Source organism: Streptomyces sp. NPDC048411 (assembly GCF_040704695.1).
Lineage (GTDB): Bacteria > Actinomycetota > Actinomycetes > Streptomycetales > Streptomycetaceae > Streptomyces.
In genome coordinates this window covers 76,097-93,892 of the sequence record NZ_JBEZKL010000010.1, presented here as the reverse complement: position 1 = coordinate 93,892, position 17,796 = coordinate 76,097, and the positions used below count along the sequence as shown (strand labels likewise).

Below are 17,796 nucleotides of genomic sequence, written 5' to 3'. Positions count from 1 at the left end.
CGGTGATGTCGGCCATGCTTGCCTGGACAGGCATTGCCCGAGGCGCAAAGGGGACAGCAAATGGCGGACCACGTGGCCGACACCGTGCTCTACGACGTGACGGACGGACTCGCGACGATCACGATCAACCGTCCCGACGCGATGAACGCCATGAACACAGCCGCCAAGGTGGCCCTCCGTGACGCGCTGCAGTCGGCCGCGGCCGATACCGCTGTCCGGGCGGTTCTGCTCACGGCGGCCGGCTCGCGCGCCTTCTGTGTCGGCCAGGACCTCAAGGAACACGTCGCCACGCTGACCGCCGTCCGCGAGTCGGGTTCCGGCAATGCGCTGAGCACCGTGCAGGAGCACTACAACCCCGTCGTGCGGGCGATCACCGAGATGGAGAAGCCGGTCGTCGCCGGGGTGAACGGGGTCGCCGCAGGCGCGGGCTTCGGCTTCGCGCTCGCCTGCGACTACCGGGTGGTCGCCGACAGCGCGTCGTTCAACACCTCGTTCGCCGGGGTCGCCCTCACCGCCGACTCAGGTGTCTCGTGGACGCTGCCCCGGCTGATCGGCCAGAGCCGCGCAGCCGACCTGCTGCTCTTCCCGCGTTCGATCTCGGCACAGGACGCGTATGAGCTGGGCATCGTGAACAGACTGGTGCCCGCGGCCGATCTCGCCGCGGAGGCCATGGCAGTGGCCCGCAAGCTGGCGGGCGGCCCCACGGTGGCGTACGCCGCGCTCAAGGCGTCGCTGGCCTACGGCGCCGGCCACACGCTGAGCGAGACGCTGGAGAAGGAGGACGAACTCCAGACCAAGGCGGGCGCCTCCGAGGACCACACCATCGCGGTGCAGGCGTTCCTGGACAAGGCGAAGCCGAAGTACCTGGGCCGGTAGGGCGTGTTTCGAAAGTAGCGTCGTCCGCCCGTAGGGCGGGCCTGGCGGCGTCTGGTGCGTGCGATCGCAAGGCGGAGGGTCGCCCCGATACCGGGCGTATCGGGGCGAGCCCGACAATGCAGCGAGCGTGCGTGCCAGACGCCGCCTGGCAGGCGGGACTTCCGAAACACGCCCCAGGGCCTCGCGGGAGTCGGTCCGGGCCAGGGGGCGTGGACGGTTGCACACCCGTGGGTGGCTTCCTCCACGGCACCGCCGACCCCGCTGCGCGGCTACGCCCCCGTGCCGCGGGCCACGCAGTCGGCCAGGTGGTCGTCGACCAGGCCACACGCCTGCATCAGGGCGTAGGCCGTGGTGGGGCCGATGAAGCGCAGGCCGCGCTTCTTGAGGTCCTTGGCGAGCGCGGTGGACTCCGGCGTGACCGCCGGGACGTCGCCGAGGGTGCGCGGGGCGGGCCGGCCGGCCGGGTCCGGGGCGTACGACCAGATGAGTTCGTCCAGCTCGCCGTCCGGCCATGCGGCCAGCACCTTGGCATTGGCGAGCGTCGCCTCGATCTTCGCGCGGTTGCGGATGATCCCTGCGTCGGCAAGGAGGCGTTCCTTGTCGGCGTCGGTGAACTCCGCCACCGCACGGATCTTGAATCCGGCGAAGGCGCTGCGGAATCCTTCCCGGCGGCGCAGGATCGTCAGCCAGGACAGCCCGGACTGGAACGCCTCCAGGCAGAGTCGCTCGAACAGGGCGTCGTCGCCGTGGACGGGGCGGCCCCATTCCGTGTCGTGGTAGGCGAGGTAGTCATCGGTGGACAGTCCCCACGGGCAGCGCAGCCGGCCGTCCGCCCCCGCTTCGGCGCCGCCGCTCATCGCTGCGGCTCCTCGCCGGACCGGGGACCTGACTCCGGACCGGGCGGCGGCTCCTCGCCGGGCTGGGGGCCGGACGGGGGCCAGGAGCGCGGCTCCGGCTGCCGGTCGGGCTGCTCCTCGGACTGCGGCGCCGACCGGGGTGTCTGCTCGGGCCGCGGCCGGTCCTGCGGCTCCTTGAGGAGCCCGACACCGCCCACCGCCGTCGCCTGCGCTCCGGCGAGCGCCGACTCCAGCTCGGCGATCCGCGCGTCCCGCTCGGCGAGCTCGGCTCCCAGTCGGCCGAGCGCGTCGTCGACGTCGGCCATCCGGTATCCGCGTGCCGTCACCGGCAGCCGCAGCGCCTCGACGTCCGCGCGGCCGACCGGACGGGTCGCGGGCAGCGGGTCGGTCAGCTGCTCGGGCGCCACGTCCTGCAGGACAGCGCTCTTCCCTCCGCCGACCACCGCGAGGGTGACCGCGGCCACGACCACCACCATCGCCAGCAGCAAGAACCAGAACACACGCATCTCCCCTGAGGCGGAAACCTGTCCGGCTCCGATCGTGCCATGCGGTACTGACAGCTAGGGTCGCAGGCGGCGGCGGGGGATCTATCCAGAGGAGAAACACAGGATGCGAAGCGGTGCGCTCAGGCTGGGGCGGCGCGAATTCGGGGCGCACGAGCCAGTGATCATGGCGATCGTGAACCGTACTCCGGACTCCTTCTACGACCAGGGCGCGACCTTTCGCGACGAGCCCGCGCTCGCCCGGGTCGAGCAGGCTGTCGCCGACGGCGCCGCGATCATCGACATCGGCGGAGTGAAGGCCGGTCCCGGCGATGAGGTGACCGCCGCGGAGGAGGCCCGCCGAACCGTCGGGTTCGTCGCCGAGGTGCGGCGGCGTCACCCCGATGTGGTGATCAGCGTCGACACCTGGCGCCACGAGGTCGGTGAGGCGGTCTGCGAGGCCGGTGCCGATGTGCTGAACGACGCGTGGGGCGGTGTCGACCCGAAGCTCGCGGAGGTGGCCGCGCGGTACGGAGCGGGGCTGGTGTGTACGCACGCGGGCGGAGCCGAACCGCGGACCCGGCCGCACCGGATCGCGTACGACGACGTGATGGCGGACATCCTGCGGGTGACGGTGGGGCTGGCCGAGCGGGCCGTGGAGCTCGGGGTCAGGCCGGACGGCATCATGATCGACCCCGGTCATGACTTCGGGAAGAACACCCGGCACTCGCTGGAGGCGACGCGTCGCCTCGGTGAGATGACGGAGACCGGCTGGCCCGTCCTCGTATCGCTGTCCAACAAGGACTTCGTCGGGGAGACGCTCGACCGGCCCGTGAAGGAACGGGTGATCGGGACGCTGGCGACCACCGCGGTCTCGGCGTGGCTGGGCGCGCAGGTCTACCGGGTGCACGAGGTGGCGGAGACACGACAGGTGCTGGACATGGTGGCGTCGATCGCGGGGCACCGGGCGCCGGCGGTGGCCCGGCGCGGGCTGGTGTAGCGGCGGCGGGGCGGGCGCGAGCCGGGCCCGGGGCGGCGGGGGCCGCTGCGCGAGACGTGCCCCCTGCCCGCCCCTTCCCGATCCGGGGCGCTGCCCCGGATCGGGAAGCTCAGTCGCCGGAGGGACTCACCGTGGCCAGTGGCCGACTTCCTTCGTGACCAGGTCGACCGCCTCGTGCACGTCGTCCGTGACGTGGAACAGCAGCAGGTCTCTCTCGGACGCCTTCCCCTGCGCCACCACCGTGTTCCGCAGCCAGTCCACCAGGCCGCCCCAGTACGCGGTGCCGAAGAGCACGATCGGGAAGCGGGTCACCTTGCCCGTCTGGACGAGGGTGAGCGCCTCGAAGAGCTCGTCGAGTGTGCCGAGGCCGCCGGGCAGGACGACGAAGCCCTGCGCGTACTTCACGAACATCGTCTTGCGGACGAAGAAGTAGCGGAAGTTCACGCCGATGTCGACGTGCGGGTTGAGCCCGGACTCGAAGGGCAGCTCGATACCGAGGCCGACCGAGATGCCCTTCGCCTCCCGCGCCCCCTTGTTCGCCGCCTCCATCGCTCCGGGACCGCCCCCGGTGATCACCGCGAAACCGGCCTCGACCAGCGCCTTGCCGATCTGTACGCCCGCCTCGTAGTCCGGGCCGTCGGCCGGGCTGCGGGCCGAGCCGAAGACACTGATCGCGCTCGGCAGCTCGGCCAGCGCGCCGAAGCCCTCGACGAACTCCGACTGGATGCGCATCACCCGCCAGGGATCGGTGTGCACCCACTCGGAATCGCCCTCGGAGTCCAGCAACCGCTGATCGGTGGTACCGGGCTGTACCTGTTCCCTGCGGCGCAGTACCGGACCGAGCCGCTGCTCCTCGGGGACGTGAGCTTCTTCGGGGTTGCCCATGACCTGCTCCCTCCGACGACGTGACGACGTGCTGTGTCAGGTCAGGGTAGATCCATGGAGGTTACGGGCAGAGGAATCCCGTGCGTCAGCTGGTGAGCCAGGAGCGTAGCCGGTCCTCGCAGTGGGTGATCCGGTCGACCGCCACGTGCTCGTTGCGCTTGTGCGCGAGGACCGGGTCACCGGGCCCGTAGTTCACGGCGGGGACGCCCAGCGCGCCGAAGCGGGAGACGTCCGTCCAGCCGAACTTCGGCTTCGCGGTACCGCCGACGGCCTCCACGAACGCCCTGGCCGCCGGGTGGGAGAGGCCGGGCATCGCCGCGCCGGAGTGGTCGTCGACGGTGAACTCGACGACGCCGCAGTCCGCGAAGACCTCGTGGACGTGGGCGAGGGCGTCCTCGGGGCTGCGGTCGGGGGCGTACCGGTAGTTGACGACGACGGTGCAGGCGTCCGGGATGACGTTGTTGGCGACGCCGGCATCGATGCGGACGGCGTTCAGGCCCTCGCGGTACTCCAGCCCGTCGATGACCGGCCGGCGCGGTTCGTAGGCGGCGAGGCGGGTGAGGATCGGAGCGGCGGCGTGAATGGCGTTGGAACCCATCCAGCTGCGCGCGGAGTGCGCCCGCTCCCCTTCCGTACGGAGAAAGACCCGCAGGGTGCCCTGGCAGCCGCCCTCGACCTGGGCGTCGGACCCTTCGAGGAGAACGGCGAAGTCGCCCGCCAGCCAGTCGGGGTGGGCGACTGCGACATGGCCGAGCCCGTTGAGGTGCGCGGCAACCTCTTCGTTGTCGTAGAAGACGAAGGTGAGGTCGCGGTTGGGCTCGGGCACGGTCGCGGCGATCCGCAGCTGGACGGCGACGCCCGACTTCATGTCGGAGGTGCCGCAGCCCCAGAGCACGCCGTTCTCGTCGAGCCGGGACGGGACGTTGTCGGCGATCGGCACGGTGTCGATGTGTCCGGCGAGTACGACGCGCTCGTCGCGGCCGAGGTTCGTCCGGGCCACGACGTTGTTGCCGTGCCGGTCGACGGTCAGGTGCGGGAGCGTGCGCAGGGCCGTCTCGATCGCGTCGGCCAGCTCCTTCTCGTCCCCGCTGACCGACGGGAAGTCGACGAGGCGGGCGGTGAGGGCCGGGCCGTCCAGGGTGAGGTCAAGGGTGCTTTCGGGCATGGCCCCGACCCTAAGGCCTGTCCGGCCCTGATCCGCGGGGCGGGCCCGGGGGCTATCTTTCGGATCGGGCGGGATCGGGGACCCCGCGGGCCCGGCCTGATCCGGAAGGAAAGCCCTTGAGGGACTTCGCCGTCGGCCCCGGCCGGGCCCTCCAGTACGGTGGGCGCGTGCCCCGGACCCCCACCTCCGCCCGCCGACACACTGGCCGCAGCCGCCTCTTGCGTATCGCAGCGGCCTTTACCGTGCTCGTGGCCCTGGCCGGCTATCTGACCATTCAGTACATCTCGGGCAACAAGGGCGTCGAGCGGTGCACCGTGCAGTCCGCCGACGGCTCGACGGGCCGGGGACGTACGTACCGGCTGAGCACGGAGCAGGCCGCGAACGCCGCGACGATCTCCGCGGTCGGCACCACGCGCGGGATGCCTGAGCGTGCGGTGACGATCGCGCTGGCGACGGCATTGCAGGAGTCCGGGCTGCGCAATATCTCGCACGGCGACCGGGACTCGCTGGGACTGTTCCAGCAGCGCCCCTCGCAGGGCTGGGGCACCGAGAAGCAGATCCTGGACCCGGTCTACTCGGCCGGGATGTTCTACCAGCATCTGGCCGAGGTCCCCGGTTACTCACGGCTGCCGCTGACGGTCGCCGCGCAGCGGGTGCAGCGCAGTGGTTTCCCGCAGGCGTACGCGAAGCACGAGCCGGATGCCGCGCTGCTGTCCGCCGCACTGACCGGCCGTACGCCCGCCGCGCTGACCTGCACGCCGACGCGGACGGCAGCGGGGCCCGCCGATGCGGCACAGGTGCGGTCGGCGCTGGTACGGGCCTTCGGCAAGGGTGTGCTGCCCCCCTCGGGCCAGGCGGGCGGCGGGGCGGCGGGCGGGGCGGCGGCTGCGGGCACGGTCTCGGTGCCGGTGAAGGCGGCGCGGACCACCGGGGACGGCGGCGGAGCGCAGCGCGGCTGGGAGCTCGCGCACTGGGCGGTGGCGCAGGCCGAATCGCTGGGCATCGAAGAGGTCGCGTACGCGGGCCGGGTGTGGAGGACCGGGTCGGACTGGCGGACGGACCGTGAGGAATCGGGCACCACGCAGGTCCGCATACAGCTCGTGCGCTAGGAGGGTGCTGAAAGCAGCGCCGTCCGCCCGTAGGGCGGGCCATGCGTCGCCTGGCAGGCGGGACTTCCGACACGCGCCCCAGTGCCGTGACCGGCAGGTTTACCCCATGAGGAGCGCCGTCCGGCCGCCTTACGAGCGGGCGTGCCGGACGGTGCGCCGGGGCAAAGCCTGCCGGGAGAGACATCAGTACGAAGGATCCCTCGCAGGGGCCATCCAGCCCGTCCGGAAGCTGCCGTCACCACACGCCTCCGAAACTCTCCCCTTCATACGCCATTTCCCATGCGGCAAAAGGGAAGTGGCGGCTCATCCGGCGTTCGGGGAATGCAATGTTTGCCCGGGTTCCTCCGTTGTGGATTATGTGACGCATTACCGACTCTTTACTTCGGTCCACCGCAACCTCCCCCGCCCCCACGACGGTTGTCACTGCGTCCGGCCAACGGACAGACAGATTCCCCATCCCGTCGAAGGAGCATCATGTCCCTCCCCCTGACCCGTCGGATCGCCCGTGCCGCGCTGCTGATCGCGGCGGGTGCAGCCCCCGTGGTCGGTGCGGCCGGCGCCGCAGGTGCCGCGGAGCTCCCGCAGGCCCCGGAGCTCGGCGGTCTGACGACCGTCGACGGTGCCGGTCTCGGCAAGACCCTCGACGGCGCGTCCGAGCAGGGCACCAAGGTCGCGGGTGCCACCGGCGGCAAGATCGTCGGGACGGCCGTCCCGGCCGCGCGCAGGACCGTCGGCAGCACGGGCAGCAAGGCCGCCCCCGCCGCGCGGAAGGTCGCCGGTGAGCTGGTCGGCGGGGCCACCCGTGCGGCGGCCAAGGGCAGTCTGCCGGCCGGCGGTCTCGCCGGTGGCGGTCTGCCGACGACGCAGGGCCTGCCCACCCACGGTCTGCCGATCGGCTGACCCCCTACCGGACATGCAAGAGGGCCTCGGAAGTGCGTGCTCCCGAGGCCCTCGCGCCTGTCCGGTACGGGGTCAGGACAGCCGCTTGACCGCGGCTGCCACACGTTCGTCCGTCGCCGTGAACGCCACCCGTACGAAGTGGTCGCCCGCCGGTCCGTAGAAGTCGCCCGGCGCCACCAGGATGCCGAGCTCCGCAAGGTACGCCACGGTGTCCCAGCAGGGTTCGTCGCGGGTCGCCCACAGGTAGAGGCTCGCCTCGCTGTGCTCGATCCGGAAGCCGTGGGCCTCCAGCGCCGCCCGCAGCGCGGTACGCCGGTCCGCGTACCGGGTCCGCTGCTCCGCCACGTGCGTGTCGTCTCCGAGCGCCGCGACGGTGGCGGCCTGGACCGGGGCGGGCGTCATCATCCCGCCGTGCTTGCGGATCAGCAGCAGTTCGCCGAGGACGGCCGCGTCGCCCGCGATGAACGCCGCACGGTATCCGGCGAGGTTGGAACGCTTGGAGAGCGAGTGGACGGCGACGATGCCCTCGTACGTGCCGCCGCAGACATCGGGGTGGAGCACGGAGACCGGTTCGGCCTCCCAGCCGAGCTCCAGGTAGCACTCGTCACTGAAGACCAGCACGTCGTGCTCGCGCCCCCAGGCCACGATCCGGATCAGCTCGTCCTTGGACAGGACCCGGCCGGTGGGGTTGGACGGCGAGTTCAGCCAGAGCAGCTCGAGTCCTGCCGGGTCGAGCTCGGTGGGATCGTCGTAGACGACGGGCTCGGCGCCGCAGAGCCGGGCACCCACCTCGTACGTCGGGTAGGCGAGCCGCGGGTACGCCACCCTGTCGCCCGCGCCGAGGCCGAGCTGGGTCGGCAGCCAGGCGACGAGTTCCTTGGAGCCGACGACCGGCAGCACGTTCTCGTGCGCCACCGAGACCGCGCCGAGCCTCCGCTCCACCCAGCCGGTGAGGGCGTCGCGGAGTTCGGTCGTCCCCCACACCGTCGGATAGCCGGAGCTGTCCGCGGCGGCGACGAGCGCCTGCTGGATCAGCTCCGGCACCGGGTCGACGGGCGTGCCGACGGAAAGATCGACGATGCCGTCCGGGTGGGCCGCAGCGGTCGACTTGTAGGGCGCGAGCTTGTCCCAGGGGAAGACCGGGAGGCGGGAGGAGACTGCTGCGGACACGGCTCTCTGCTTTCTCGTACGAGGGTGACGAGGATGGTTCGGGTGGTTCGTGCGGCGCCGGGTCTGCCTACGGCCCGGACCGGAAAACACCTCGGTCCCGCACGGTGACGAGCCGTACGGGACCGGGGCAGCGCACGTGCTGGCCGCTGGTTACTGGTTCTGCGGCGGCAACGCTGCGATGAACGGGTGGTCGCGCTCGATCAGACCCAGCTTGGAGGCACCACCCGGCGAACCGAGGTCGTCGAAGAACTCGACGTTCGCCTTGTAGTAGTCCTTCCACTCCTCCGGGGTGTCGTCCTCGTAGAAGATCGCCTCGACCGGGCAGACCGGCTCACAGGCTCCACAGTCGACGCATTCGTCCGGGTGGATGTACAAGGACCGCTGGCCCTCGTAGATGCAGTCGACGGGGCACTCTTCAATGCAGGCCTTGTCCTTTACGTCGACACAAGGCTGCGCGATGACGTAGGTCACGCTGTCGTTCCTCCTCGGTAGGGCGTTGGCTCTCGCGCGGGAGCGCGGCGTCGTCGATGCCCGCACCTAGTATCTCCGTTCCTGGGCACGAACCGAACAGGAGGGGCGGAGAGAGCTGTGGAATTCACCATCGGCGGACAGGCTGAGGTCCGGATCACCCCGGCTGACGTGGGCAAACGGGTATCAGTCCGACGTCGTTCGGAGGGCGGCGCGGCGGGCTGGAAGTTCACCGACACCGTCGGGGTTCTCACATCCTGGAACAATCATGTGCTGTCAATCACACCGAAGAGCGGCGAATCCGTCCACATCGAGGAATCCTCGCTGGTGGCGGGCAAGGTCGTCCCCTCCGCGCCGGCCCGGCGCCGGGGTCCGTCGGCCACGTTCGCCGAACTCGCCCACGTCTGTGCCCGCGCCTGGCAGCCGGTGGAGAGCGAACCCCTCGGCAACTGGCAGCTGCGCGCGGCGGAGGGGTTCACCCGGCGCGCCAACTCCGTGCTGCCGCTCGGCGATCCGGGGGTGCCGCTCGACGAGGCGCTCGCGCGGGTGGAGCGCTGGTACGAGGACCGCGGGCTGCCCGCGTACATCCAGACCGCGACGGGCGCGGAGGGCACACAGGAGAATCTGTGCGCTGAACTGGAGGAGCACGGGTGGCGGCGCGAGGTCACGGCGCAGGTGCGGATCGCGGCCCTGGCACCGATCGGCGATCTGGACGCGGACGTCGCACGGGTGCGGCTGAGCCGGGAGATCGACGAGGCGTGGCTCTCCCGGTACCAGCGCTTCGACACTCCGGGCCCGCATGTGCGGAAGGTGCTGGGCAGCGGGCCCTCGGTGTGGTTCGCGACCGTGCCGGGTGACGCGGCGGGCGAGGCGCCTGCCGCGATCGGACGGTGCGTCGTGGACGGGCGCTGGGCGGGCTTCATGGCCGTCGAGGTCGACGCCGCGTACCGGCGGCGGGGCCTGGCCTCCGCCGTCATGACCGCACTGGCCCGGCAGGCGCTGGACGAGGGTGCGTCGGCGGCGTGGCTGCAGGTGGAGGCAGACAATGAGGGGGCACATGCGCTGTACGACCGCATGGGTTTCGTGACCCATCACCTGTACCACCACTTCCGGTCCGCGTAGGGGCAGGAGCATGTCCCCCATGAACCCAGGGCTGAACCCACGCCGGCAGTTCGCCGAGGAGGCCCGCACCGAACGCCCCGACCTCGCGCTGCTCTGCCTGCTGCTGGCCGCGGAGGCCGACCCGGCGCTGGACGCGGACGGGATCGACGCTGCGCAGATCGAACTGGACCGGCTGGCGGGACTGCTTCCGTACGGGGTACAGGGCGGGCGCGCCTGGGCCTCGGCGCTGGCCGAACTGCTCGGCGAACGGTGCGGGTTCGAGGGCTCGTCGACGGACTACCAGCGGCTGCAGTCCTCGCTTCTGCACGAGGTGCTGCGGCGCCGGCGCGGGCTGCCGATCCTGCTCTCGGTGGTGTGGATCGAGGTGGCGCGGCGGGCGGGCGCTCCGGTGTACGGGGTGGCGCTGCCGGGTCATTTCGTCGTCGGATTCGGCGACCCGGCGGAACAGGTGCTGGCCGACCCGTTCGCCGGCGGCAGGCCGATGACCGGCCAGGACGCGCAACTCCTCGTGACGGGGGCGACCGGGGCACCACTCGAGCCGTCGATGCTGGTGCCGGCCCGGCCGCTGGAGATCGTGCTGCGGATCCTCAACAACATCAGGGCATGGGCGGCGGTCCGCCCGGAGTGCACGCGAGTGGCGCTGTGGGCGGTGGACCTGTCGCTGCTGCTGCCCTCGCATCCGGCACGGCTGCGCTACGAGCGGGCGCAGTTGCTCGTACAGAGCGGGGAGTTCCTTCGCGGGGCGGAGGAGATGGAGGAGTACGCGGAGCTGGTGGAAGCGGTGGAGCCGACGGCGGCGGAGATGGTTCGGGGGCGGGCGCGGGCGGCGCGGGCCTTGCTGAATTAGACCGACCGGCAGTAGGAGAGTGGGGGGAAGGAGCGGGGGCCGGCGAACGGGGTGGCCCAGGCCGTCAGGTCGTCGGCGCCGTAGCCGAGGCCGATGGGCACCCCCGCGTACAGCGCGAGCGTCACGAGCCCTGGCAGCAGTCCGAAGCCGGACCACCGCCCGTGCCCACCCACCTACTTCTGGCCGCGCATCAGGTAACCGGAACCCGCCCCGAAATCACGCATGCGGATCACCCTGTCGGGGGCCCGGCCACGGCTCCGAACGCCTGCGGCCCCCGCGCTCAGCCCGAGCAGGCGAGCGGGAGGGCCACCGCAGCCGTGGCGGCGCGGACCGCCGTGACGATGGGGTCCGTGCACTCCGGCCGCGGCGCCGTATCTCGTCGACCTCGTCGATGACCAGCTTGATCTCTTCGGGCACGCTACTTCCCTCTTCTCGTCGTGGGATAGCCCTGGCGTTTCCAGTACTCGAGGCCGCCGATCATTTCCTTGACCCGGAATCCGGCGGCCGCGAGTTTCACGGCGGCTTTCGTGCCGGCGTTGCAGGCGGGACCCCAGCCGTAGGTCACATAGAGCGGTTCGGGATCGAGTCCGCCCAGGGACTCGGCGGTCATCTCCGTGTGGGGGATGCCGAGCGCACCGGGAAGGCATTCCTCCCGGTACGCGGAAGCCTGGCGGGCGTCAATGACGAGGAAGCCGGCCACGCCGTCGGAGAGGTCGTGGTGGACGTCGTAGGGGTCGGTCTCGCACGACAGCCGGGCCCTGAGGAAGTACTCGAGCGCCGGGTCCGGCTCGGCGGCGGGGACGGCCAGCACCCGGGACCCGGGCTGTGGCCGTCGTGGTGGTGCGGGTGTCTCACCCATGCATCTCACCCATCTGTGTTCTCCGCGATCCAGCCCTCGATGAGGAACTTTCCGATGGAATCCGGGCGGTAGACATGCCCGGCGTCGATGTGGGCGCGCAGTTCGGCCGCGGTGAACCAGCGGGCGTCCACCACCTCGTCGCCGTCGACGGCGATGGCGTCCGACGACGCCTCGGCGCGGAACGCGGCCATGAGGCCCGCCGGGAAGGGCCAGGCCTGCGAGCCCTGGTAGGCGACGGACTTCACCTGGACGCCGGCCTCCTCGAAGGCCTCGCGCCGTACGGCGTCCTCCAGGCTCTCGCCGATCTCGACGAACCCGGCGAGGGTGCTGAAGGACTGCGGTCCTGACTGGGCGTGCCGGGCCAGCAGGCAGCGCTTCGGCGCCCCCGCCAGCTCGATCAACATGATCACGGCGGGCTCGATGCGCGGGAAGAGGAGCTTCCCGCAGGAGCGGCAGACCCGCAGGTGCCCGCCGTCCCGGACTTCGGAGGGCCCGCCGCAGGCGCCACAGAACCGCTGGTTGCGGTGCCAGTGCAGCAGGCCGCGGGCGTAGGCGAGCAGTCCCGCCTCGGCGGGACTGATGCCGGCGACCAGCTGCCGTACGTCCTGTACGGCGTCGCCCCCGGCCAGTTCGAGCGCCCGGGGCTGCTCCAGGGCGGAAAGGTCGGCCGCGAAGACGGCCTCGTCCCCGTCGAGGCCGAGGAACACCGGTTCGGCAGCCTCGTCGAACAGCGCGGCCGCCTCACCCGCCCTCCGTACCACCGGCACCCTGTCGTGCGTGAGGCACTGGTCGCGCCAGAGCGGGATCACCTGGGTGCCGGGACGGCCGGCCTGTGCGGCGACCCATGCGGCGTCGGAGCGTCGGTCGCCGGCCCGGTCCAGTTCAAGTCCGGTGTAGTGCACGGAGGAACTCCTGTCTGTCATGTCGCGTTCGGCTCAGCTCATCCCTGGCGGCGCACTGCCGGCCTCACGAGGGGTGACCGCGGCGCCGAGGGAAACGAATTCGGCGGCCAGATCGGCCGGGCAGTCGTCCAGGAGACCGGCCACAGAGTCCCACACCACCCGTGCCGCCCTCACCAGCAAGTCGTCTTGAGGTGGCGTCAGATAGTGCTGGAAACCCAGCATTTCGAGAGGTGCCGCGACCTGGATCAGGACGTGGTCCGGCATCTCGGCCAGCCAGCCGTCGAACCTCTTCGCCTCGACGATCCGGGCGACGGCCTTACGCAGCGACGGCAGGTCGGCGGTGTCTGCCTCGCGCTGTCTGCGGCGCACGGCATCAGACCTCATCCTCGTAGCGGATCGGTGTGTACCGGGCCAGCCGTTCGAAGTCGCGGTAGAGGGTGTCGTAGTCCTTGTTGCGTACGAGGAAGGTGCCGCCGTTGTCGATGAGCGAGGCGCCCTGCATGATCTCCTCGCCGATCTCCACCTTCCACTTCATGGTGAAGTCGCTCTCCACATCGGGGTCCAGGAGCCGGGCGACGACGCCGGGGCGCTTGGGGATGACGGCGTCGAAGCAGTACCTCTGCCCCTGGTCCCACGGGTGGCTCCGCACGCCCGCCTCGATCTCGAAGGCCAGGTTGAGCAGCGCGACCGCGTAGTTCTCCTGCATGGCGGCGAGCCCGGCCAGGCCCTTGAAGCGCGCACCGACCTCCAGGAAGACCAGCTCGTCGTCCTGGGTGTGGAACAGCTCCAGATGGCTTCCGCCGTCGAGCCGGCCGAGCGCGTCCAGGACAGTCTCGGCGAAGGCGACCATGCGCGGCACCCTGGGGTCCGAGTCGATCAGGTTGATGTCGGCGTTGACCCGGCCCTTCTGCACCTCAGTGGAGTTGACCAGGTACTCGGTCACCCCGCCGAAGACGGTCTCGCCGTCCTGGGTGACGAGGTTGACGCTGTACATGGTGCCGTCGATGTGCTCCTCGTACTCGTAGCTGCGTCCAAGGTCCTCGGGCAGGGCGAAGAACTCCTCCGGGGAGAAAACCTTGTGGACGCCGTCGGCGGAGGCGGCGTCGACGGGCTTGAGCACGAAGGGCATGCCGACGTCCGCCGTGATCCGCTCCAGATAGCCGGCCGGGTCGGCGTGGCGGGCCTCGGCGTCGAAGCGGCCGAACTTCGGTACGCGCAGGCCCGTGCCGGCCAGCCGCTCCTTCATCAGGCACTTGTCCCGGTACGGCAGCAGTTCGTCGTAGGTCGGGCCCGGCAGACCGAGCTCCTCGCGCAGCTCGCCGGTCAGCAGCAGGTTGCGCTCGTCGAAGCAGTGCAGCGTGAGTTCACCGGGCCCCGACTCCTCGGCCAGCTGTCGTACGAGCGCCCGGACGGACGCCGGGTCGGCGATCGACGACTCGGTGTACGAGGGGTCGTCGAGCCCGCACGGTACGACATGGATCTCGTGGAAGTACTCCCGTTCGGCATCCGAGACATTGGCGCTGTCCTGTTCGGAGAAGATGCCCACGAACCGCACTTGCTCCGGCTCCACCAGCAGATCGTGGCGGAACACCCCGAAGCCCCGGGTCGATATCACGACGACCGTCTTCACGCGCTCTCTCCTGTCCTCGTCATCTTGTTCTTCGCTCGCCCTTCCAGGGCGATGAGCAGCGGGATCGCCAGCAGGCTCAGTCCGGCGAGGAAGAGCATCGGCAGGACCTCGCCCCGGGCGAGCAGAAAGGTGAGCAGGCCTGGCGCGGCGGCCTCGCCGACGGTCCAGGACAGCTGGTAGGTGGCCAGGTAGCGGCCGCGGATCGTGCTGGGGGCCATCGACACGCTCAGGGTGTCGAGGGCGGGGAAGGCGATAACCTCACCGAGGGTGAAGACGACCATCGCGACGAACAGTCCGACGTAGGCCACCGCGTCCGGCGTCACGTACAACACGGCGAACAGGACGAACGCCGTCGCGTTGAGGACCGCGGCCAGCATGACGACACGGGTCATCCGCGAACCCTCGGACCTCTTGGCGACCAGAGTCTGGGTGAGGGAGACCTGGATCGCGTTGACCACGATCAGGGTGCCGGCGGTCCAGGCCGGCAGGTCCAGCGCGTCGACGATGTAGATCGCCAGCAGCACCTTGATGAGCATCTGGCCGAACACCATGCTGGCGTTGACGCCGATGAGGAGGGCGTAGGGAAGGTCGCGCAGGACCATCCCGTAGCCCGCGCCGGACTTCTCCGCCTGCGGCTCGCTCCGCTCGTCGGGGGTGTCGCCCGGGGGCTCGCGCGGTACGTCCTGGGGGGTGGGCCGCCATGCGTAGAGCAAGGTGGCGGCGAGGACGTAGCTGGCCGCGTTGCCGACGACGATGGCGCGGAGCGCGGTCTCCTCCCCCAGCGTGAACGCGAAGGCGGCCAGCGCTCCACCGATGCCCATCGCCGTGTTGCGCAGCGCGGCCATGAAGCCGAACCAGGTGGTGCGCCGGTCCTCGGGCGAGGCCAGGACCACCAGGCCGCTGCTGGACGTCCAGTACGTGGTGTGTCCCACCTGCACCAGGAACACCACGGCCACGATCTGCCAGACGGAGTGCGTCAGGAGGAAGCCGAGATACCCCACGACGGACACCAGGTTGCCCCAGGCGGCCGTACGCCGGGCGGTGAACCGGTCGATCAGCGGGCCCACGACCATCGACGTCGGCAGCGCGAGGAGCCGTGCGACGGTCATCGCGGCGCCGATCGCCGCCAGCGACACCGACGTCGTCCGGGCGAAGAACACCACCGTGAACGCCAGGATCAGTCCGGTGCCGAGGCTGTCGATCAGACTCGCGGAGACGAACTTGCCGTGTCCCTTCAGCCGTGGGATGCCGAGTTTCGTGCCGATCGACTCGGGTTCGACGGTGGTTGCCATGTCCTGGCTCGCTCTCGCTTCGGTTTCGTACACCTACGGGTGCGGCTCAGAGCCTGTCGGGTGACCTCTGATCGGGCGGCCACGCCCTGGCACGCACGCTTCCCGCGTTGCCGAAATGCCCTAGTAGCTCCGCTGCAAGGCCATCCCGGCGCCTTGGAATCGCACGCACCAGACCGCGTCCGCTTTCCGATCGAAGGTCACCCGACAGGCTCTCAGCCCTGCAGGGGCCGTGTGACCACCCGGATCCTGTCGAGGAGCCCGTCGCACCGTTCGACGGCCGCCGCCGTGTCCTCGGCGGTGACGAGGACCTGGACATGGCGCCCGTAGTTGTCGGTCATCGGGGTGATCACGTCGCCGACGTTCAGGTACACGTCGACCCCGAGCACCCCCGGCAGGCCGCGGACCTCGTCCACGCCCTTGATGGCCTCGACGACTCCGGGCTCGCCGTTCACCCACTTCGTCACCGCGCCGAGCACCGGCGCCGGCCGCTCGGCCAGCTCGGTCACGAGCCGGAAGGGCCAGCCGGAGGCGTACTGTTCCAGGTCGACGCCGTGGGTGACCGCCATGAAATCGAGCAGTCGGTCGCCGGCCACCCGGTCGTGGCCCTCGATGATCCGCGGGCCCTTGGAGGACAGCTTGATCTCGGTGTGGCCCACGCCGTCCTTCAGCCCCATGGCCGTCAGGAAGCCGACCACGTGATCCACGACGGTCCGTTCCTCGTCCTCGCCGAGGATGGCCGGCAGGGCGTGGCCCATCTCGACGACGCCGTCGTGGAACTTGCCGGTGACGGAGACGACGATGTGGCGGCCTGCGAAGGAGAAGGACTCCACGCTGTACTCGACGCCGTCGATGAACTCCTCGGCGATGAACGAGGTGACCGGGTAGAACGTGGCCATTGGCAGATCGCCGCGGTCGCGCAGCCCGGTCAGCTCCGCCCAGGCGGCGTCGGCCTCGTCCGGGCCCTCGATCCGGGCGATGCCGCGGCTCGCGGTGCCGTCGAGGGGCTTGACGATCACCGGGTAGCCGTGGCGGGTCCCGAACTCCCTGATGTCCTCGGCGCTCTTGACCTCCGCGCACCCCACCGACTCGAAGCCGCTGTGGTGCAGCCACTCGCGCATCCGGAGCTTGTCGTGGAAGCGGTGCGCCACCTCGTACGAGGTGCCGATGAGCCCCAGCCGGTCATTGAGCCGGCCGGCCAGCTCGGTCGCCTGCTCCACCAGGGTCATGACGGCCGTGAAGCCGTACACCTCGTGGGCGGCGCGGACGATCGGCCAGGTCACCTCCCAGTCGAGGTAGTCGACCAGGAGCAGCACGTCGGCCGCCTCCGCCTGCCCGGGCAGCAGCCGTTCCTTGTGCTGGAGCAGGACGACCCGCAGGCCGAGCGCCTTCGCCTTCTCGATGGCCTGCAGACGCCCGCCGATGATCAGGATCGTGTTCACTGTGGTAATTCCTCCGGTCGTCACGGTGTGGCGTGTGTCGTCGGGGCGAGCGGCTCGCCCGCTGTGGCCTTCCGGTCGCCCCGGGCCTCGTCGTAGAGGGCCTCGACGATGATGTCCAGCCCGGTCGTCAGGCTGCTGTCCTGCAGGATCAGTGGCGGCAGGATCTTGATCACTTCGCTGTCCCGACCGCAGGTCTCCACGATCAGCCCGCGCTCGAAGCACCGGCGCGACACCTTCGCGCCGGAGATCCCGGCGGCGCTCACGTCGATGCCCCAGATCAGTCCGAGCCCGCGGACCGTCGTGGCGAACCGCGCGGTCACGTTCCGTTCCAGGTACGCGGCGACCAGTTCGCCCTTGCGGCGCACCTCGGCGCCGAACGCCGGGCCGGCGCCGTCGGACCAGTACGTGCGGAGAGTCTCGGCGGCGGCGACGAACGCGAGCTGGTTGCCGCGGAAGGTGCCGTTGTGCTGGCCCGGCTTCCACACGTCGTACTCGGGCTTCACCAGCAGCAGGGCCATGGGCAGGCCGTATCCGCTGATCGACTTGGAGATCGTGATCAGGTCCGGCCGGATACCGGCCCGTTCGACGCGGAGGGCACCCCCGGGCGATCACCTGCGTACAGGACATCGTCAACCAGCCGTCGTTGCAAGGTGGTTCGAGCCGACCGCGAGGGTCTCGCCGGCCCGATCGCACGGCGCGTCACCATGAGGAAGTGTCAGCAAACGGGTGGGCCTGCGGCGCCAAACCTGGTTACGCCACGATATGCAGTCCGATGGGTGATTATCGGTATTTC

The 17,796-nt window shown here is 70.6% G+C and carries 19 protein-coding genes and 1 pseudogene; 6 read left to right on the top strand and 14 right to left on the bottom strand.

Annotation, left to right across the window (positions count from 1 at the left end; translation table 11 throughout):
* Window positions 1-60: 60 nt before the first annotated feature.
* Window positions 61-876: an enoyl-CoA hydratase-related protein gene (locus AB0915_RS06425; protein ID WP_366689971.1), complete on the top strand. Its 816-nt coding sequence runs from the start codon at window positions 61-63 to the stop codon at window positions 874-876.
* Between the two features lie 269 nt (window positions 877-1,145).
* Here AB0915_RS06425 and AB0915_RS06420 read toward each other — a convergent pair whose 3' ends face one another.
* On the bottom strand, window positions 1,146-1,733 hold the full coding sequence (locus AB0915_RS06420) for a DNA-3-methyladenine glycosylase I (protein ID WP_366689970.1): 588 nt from the start codon (window positions 1,731-1,733) through the stop codon (window positions 1,146-1,148).
* The gene (locus AB0915_RS06415) at window positions 1,730-2,239 is read right to left on the bottom strand and encodes a hypothetical protein (protein WP_366689969.1); all 510 of its coding nucleotides are present in this window, start codon (window positions 2,237-2,239) and stop codon (window positions 1,730-1,732) included. The genes AB0915_RS06420 and AB0915_RS06415 overlap by 4 nt, the downstream gene beginning before the upstream one ends.
* 103 nt (window positions 2,240-2,342) lie before the next feature.
* Here AB0915_RS06415 and folP point away from each other — a divergent pair, with 103 nt between their 5' ends.
* A complete protein-coding gene (folP, locus tag AB0915_RS06410; protein WP_366689968.1) occupies window positions 2,343-3,215 on the top strand; it encodes a dihydropteroate synthase in 873 nt (290 codons plus the stop codon).
* A 126-nt stretch (window positions 3,216-3,341) separates the two neighbouring features.
* Here the strand turns inward: folP and AB0915_RS06405 are convergent, their stop codons facing one another.
* Together AB0915_RS06405 and dapE are read right to left on the bottom strand one after the other, a co-directional pair.
* The gene (locus AB0915_RS06405) at window positions 3,342-4,100 is read right to left on the bottom strand and encodes a TIGR00730 family Rossman fold protein (protein ID WP_366689967.1); all 759 of its coding nucleotides are present in this window, start codon (window positions 4,098-4,100) and stop codon (window positions 3,342-3,344) included.
* Window positions 4,101-4,185: 85 nt separating this feature from the next.
* Window positions 4,186-5,265 carry a succinyl-diaminopimelate desuccinylase gene (gene dapE, locus AB0915_RS06400; protein WP_366689966.1) on the bottom strand — a complete coding sequence of 360 codons (1,080 nt, stop codon included), beginning with the start codon at window positions 5,263-5,265 and terminating at the stop codon, window positions 4,186-4,188.
* A 167-nt stretch (window positions 5,266-5,432) separates the two neighbouring features.
* Here dapE and AB0915_RS06395 point away from each other — a divergent pair, with 167 nt between their 5' ends.
* A complete protein-coding gene (locus tag AB0915_RS06395) occupies window positions 5,433-6,374 on the top strand; it encodes a hypothetical protein (RefSeq protein ID WP_366689965.1) in 942 nt (313 codons plus the stop codon).
* A 474-nt stretch (window positions 6,375-6,848) separates the two neighbouring features.
* The gene (locus AB0915_RS06390; RefSeq protein WP_366689964.1) at window positions 6,849-7,274 is read left to right on the top strand and encodes an ATP-binding protein; all 426 of its coding nucleotides are present in this window, start codon (window positions 6,849-6,851) and stop codon (window positions 7,272-7,274) included.
* Window positions 7,275-7,346: 72 nt separating this feature from the next.
* On the opposite strand, the gene dapC is transcribed toward AB0915_RS06390, so the two are convergent.
* On the bottom strand, window positions 7,347-8,444 hold the full coding sequence (gene dapC / locus AB0915_RS06385) for a succinyldiaminopimelate transaminase (protein WP_366689963.1): 1,098 nt from the start codon (window positions 8,442-8,444) through the stop codon (window positions 7,347-7,349).
* 150 nt (window positions 8,445-8,594) lie between these two features.
* Window positions 8,595-8,915 carry a ferredoxin gene (gene fdxA / locus AB0915_RS06380; RefSeq protein ID WP_037688837.1) on the bottom strand — a complete coding sequence of 107 codons (321 nt, stop codon included), beginning with the start codon at window positions 8,913-8,915 and terminating at the stop codon, window positions 8,595-8,597.
* A gap of 117 nt (window positions 8,916-9,032) precedes the next feature.
* Here fdxA and AB0915_RS06375 point away from each other — a divergent pair, with 117 nt between their 5' ends.
* Together AB0915_RS06375 and AB0915_RS06370 are read left to right on the top strand one after the other, a co-directional pair.
* On the top strand, window positions 9,033-10,034 hold the full coding sequence (locus AB0915_RS06375; protein WP_366689962.1) for a GNAT family N-acetyltransferase: 1,002 nt from the start codon (window positions 9,033-9,035) through the stop codon (window positions 10,032-10,034).
* A gap of 10 nt (window positions 10,035-10,044) precedes the next feature.
* The gene (locus AB0915_RS06370; protein WP_366689961.1) at window positions 10,045-10,881 is read left to right on the top strand and encodes a transglutaminase-like domain-containing protein; all 837 of its coding nucleotides are present in this window, start codon (window positions 10,045-10,047) and stop codon (window positions 10,879-10,881) included.
* Here AB0915_RS06370 and AB0915_RS06365 read toward each other — a convergent pair.
* The 8 genes and pseudogenes from AB0915_RS06365 to AB0915_RS06330 all read right to left on the bottom strand — a co-directional run.
* On the bottom strand, window positions 10,878-11,054 hold the full coding sequence (locus AB0915_RS06365; RefSeq protein ID WP_366689986.1) for a hypothetical protein: 177 nt from the start codon (window positions 11,052-11,054) through the stop codon (window positions 10,878-10,880). The two genes, AB0915_RS06370 and AB0915_RS06365, sit on opposite strands and share 4 nt — an antisense overlap.
* A 245-nt stretch (window positions 11,055-11,299) precedes the next feature.
* The gene (locus tag AB0915_RS06360) at window positions 11,300-11,740 is read right to left on the bottom strand and encodes a rhodanese-like domain-containing protein (protein ID WP_366689960.1); all 441 of its coding nucleotides are present in this window, start codon (window positions 11,738-11,740) and stop codon (window positions 11,300-11,302) included.
* A 5-nt stretch (window positions 11,741-11,745) separates the two neighbouring features.
* Window positions 11,746-12,642, bottom strand: coding sequence for an NAD(+) diphosphatase (gene nudC / locus AB0915_RS06355; RefSeq protein WP_366689959.1), 897 nt, complete (start codon window positions 12,640-12,642; stop codon window positions 11,746-11,748).
* A 33-nt stretch (window positions 12,643-12,675) separates the two neighbouring features.
* The gene (locus AB0915_RS06350) at window positions 12,676-13,026 is read right to left on the bottom strand and encodes a hypothetical protein (RefSeq protein ID WP_366689958.1); all 351 of its coding nucleotides are present in this window, start codon (window positions 13,024-13,026) and stop codon (window positions 12,676-12,678) included.
* The gene (locus AB0915_RS06345; RefSeq protein ID WP_366689957.1) at window positions 13,016-14,272 is read right to left on the bottom strand and encodes an ATP-grasp domain-containing protein; all 1,257 of its coding nucleotides are present in this window, start codon (window positions 14,270-14,272) and stop codon (window positions 13,016-13,018) included. The genes AB0915_RS06350 and AB0915_RS06345 overlap by 11 nt, the downstream gene beginning before the upstream one ends.
* Window positions 14,269-15,564 carry an MFS transporter gene (locus AB0915_RS06340; protein ID WP_366689956.1) on the bottom strand — a complete coding sequence of 432 codons (1,296 nt, stop codon included), beginning with the start codon at window positions 15,562-15,564 and terminating at the stop codon, window positions 14,269-14,271. Before AB0915_RS06340 ends, AB0915_RS06345 begins: the two co-directional genes overlap by 4 nt.
* Window positions 15,565-15,776: 212 nt before the next feature.
* Window positions 15,777-17,003, bottom strand: coding sequence for an ATP-grasp domain-containing protein (locus AB0915_RS06335; RefSeq protein WP_366689955.1), 1,227 nt, complete (start codon window positions 17,001-17,003; stop codon window positions 15,777-15,779).
* Window positions 17,004-17,023: 20 nt separating this feature from the next.
* Window positions 17,024-17,578 (bottom strand): annotated as a pseudogene (locus tag AB0915_RS06330) (aminotransferase class III-fold pyridoxal phosphate-dependent enzyme); the annotation flags it as partial.
* Between the last annotated feature and the right edge of the window lie 218 nt (window positions 17,579-17,796).

What these genes read in the sequence shown, in the direction of transcription:
- AB0915_RS06350 (WP_366689958.1), bottom strand. Translation starts at nt 13,026, where the DNA reads ATGAGGTCTGATGCCGTGCGCCGCAGACAGCGCGAGGCAGACACCGCC.
- AB0915_RS06360 (WP_366689960.1), bottom strand. Translation starts at nt 11,740, where the DNA reads ATGGGTGAGACACCCGCACCACCACGACGGCCACAGCCCGGGTCCCGG.
- AB0915_RS06415 (WP_366689969.1), bottom strand. Translation starts at nt 2,239, where the DNA reads ATGCGTGTGTTCTGGTTCTTGCTGCTGGCGATGGTGGTGGTCGTGGCC.
- AB0915_RS06405 (WP_366689967.1), bottom strand. Translation starts at nt 4,100, where the DNA reads ATGGGCAACCCCGAAGAAGCTCACGTCCCCGAGGAGCAGCGGCTCGGT.
- folP (WP_366689968.1), top strand. Translation starts at nt 2,343, where the DNA reads ATGCGAAGCGGTGCGCTCAGGCTGGGGCGGCGCGAATTCGGGGCGCAC.
- AB0915_RS06425 (WP_366689971.1), top strand. Translation starts at nt 61, where the DNA reads ATGGCGGACCACGTGGCCGACACCGTGCTCTACGACGTGACGGACGGA.
- dapE (WP_366689966.1), bottom strand. Translation starts at nt 5,265, where the DNA reads ATGCCCGAAAGCACCCTTGACCTCACCCTGGACGGCCCGGCCCTCACC.
- AB0915_RS06340 (WP_366689956.1), bottom strand. Translation starts at nt 15,564, where the DNA reads ATGGCAACCACCGTCGAACCCGAGTCGATCGGCACGAAACTCGGCATC.
- AB0915_RS06390 (WP_366689964.1), top strand. Translation starts at nt 6,849, where the DNA reads ATGTCCCTCCCCCTGACCCGTCGGATCGCCCGTGCCGCGCTGCTGATC.
- AB0915_RS06420 (WP_366689970.1), bottom strand. Translation starts at nt 1,733, where the DNA reads ATGAGCGGCGGCGCCGAAGCGGGGGCGGACGGCCGGCTGCGCTGCCCG.
- AB0915_RS06370 (WP_366689961.1), top strand. Translation starts at nt 10,045, where the DNA reads ATGTCCCCCATGAACCCAGGGCTGAACCCACGCCGGCAGTTCGCCGAG.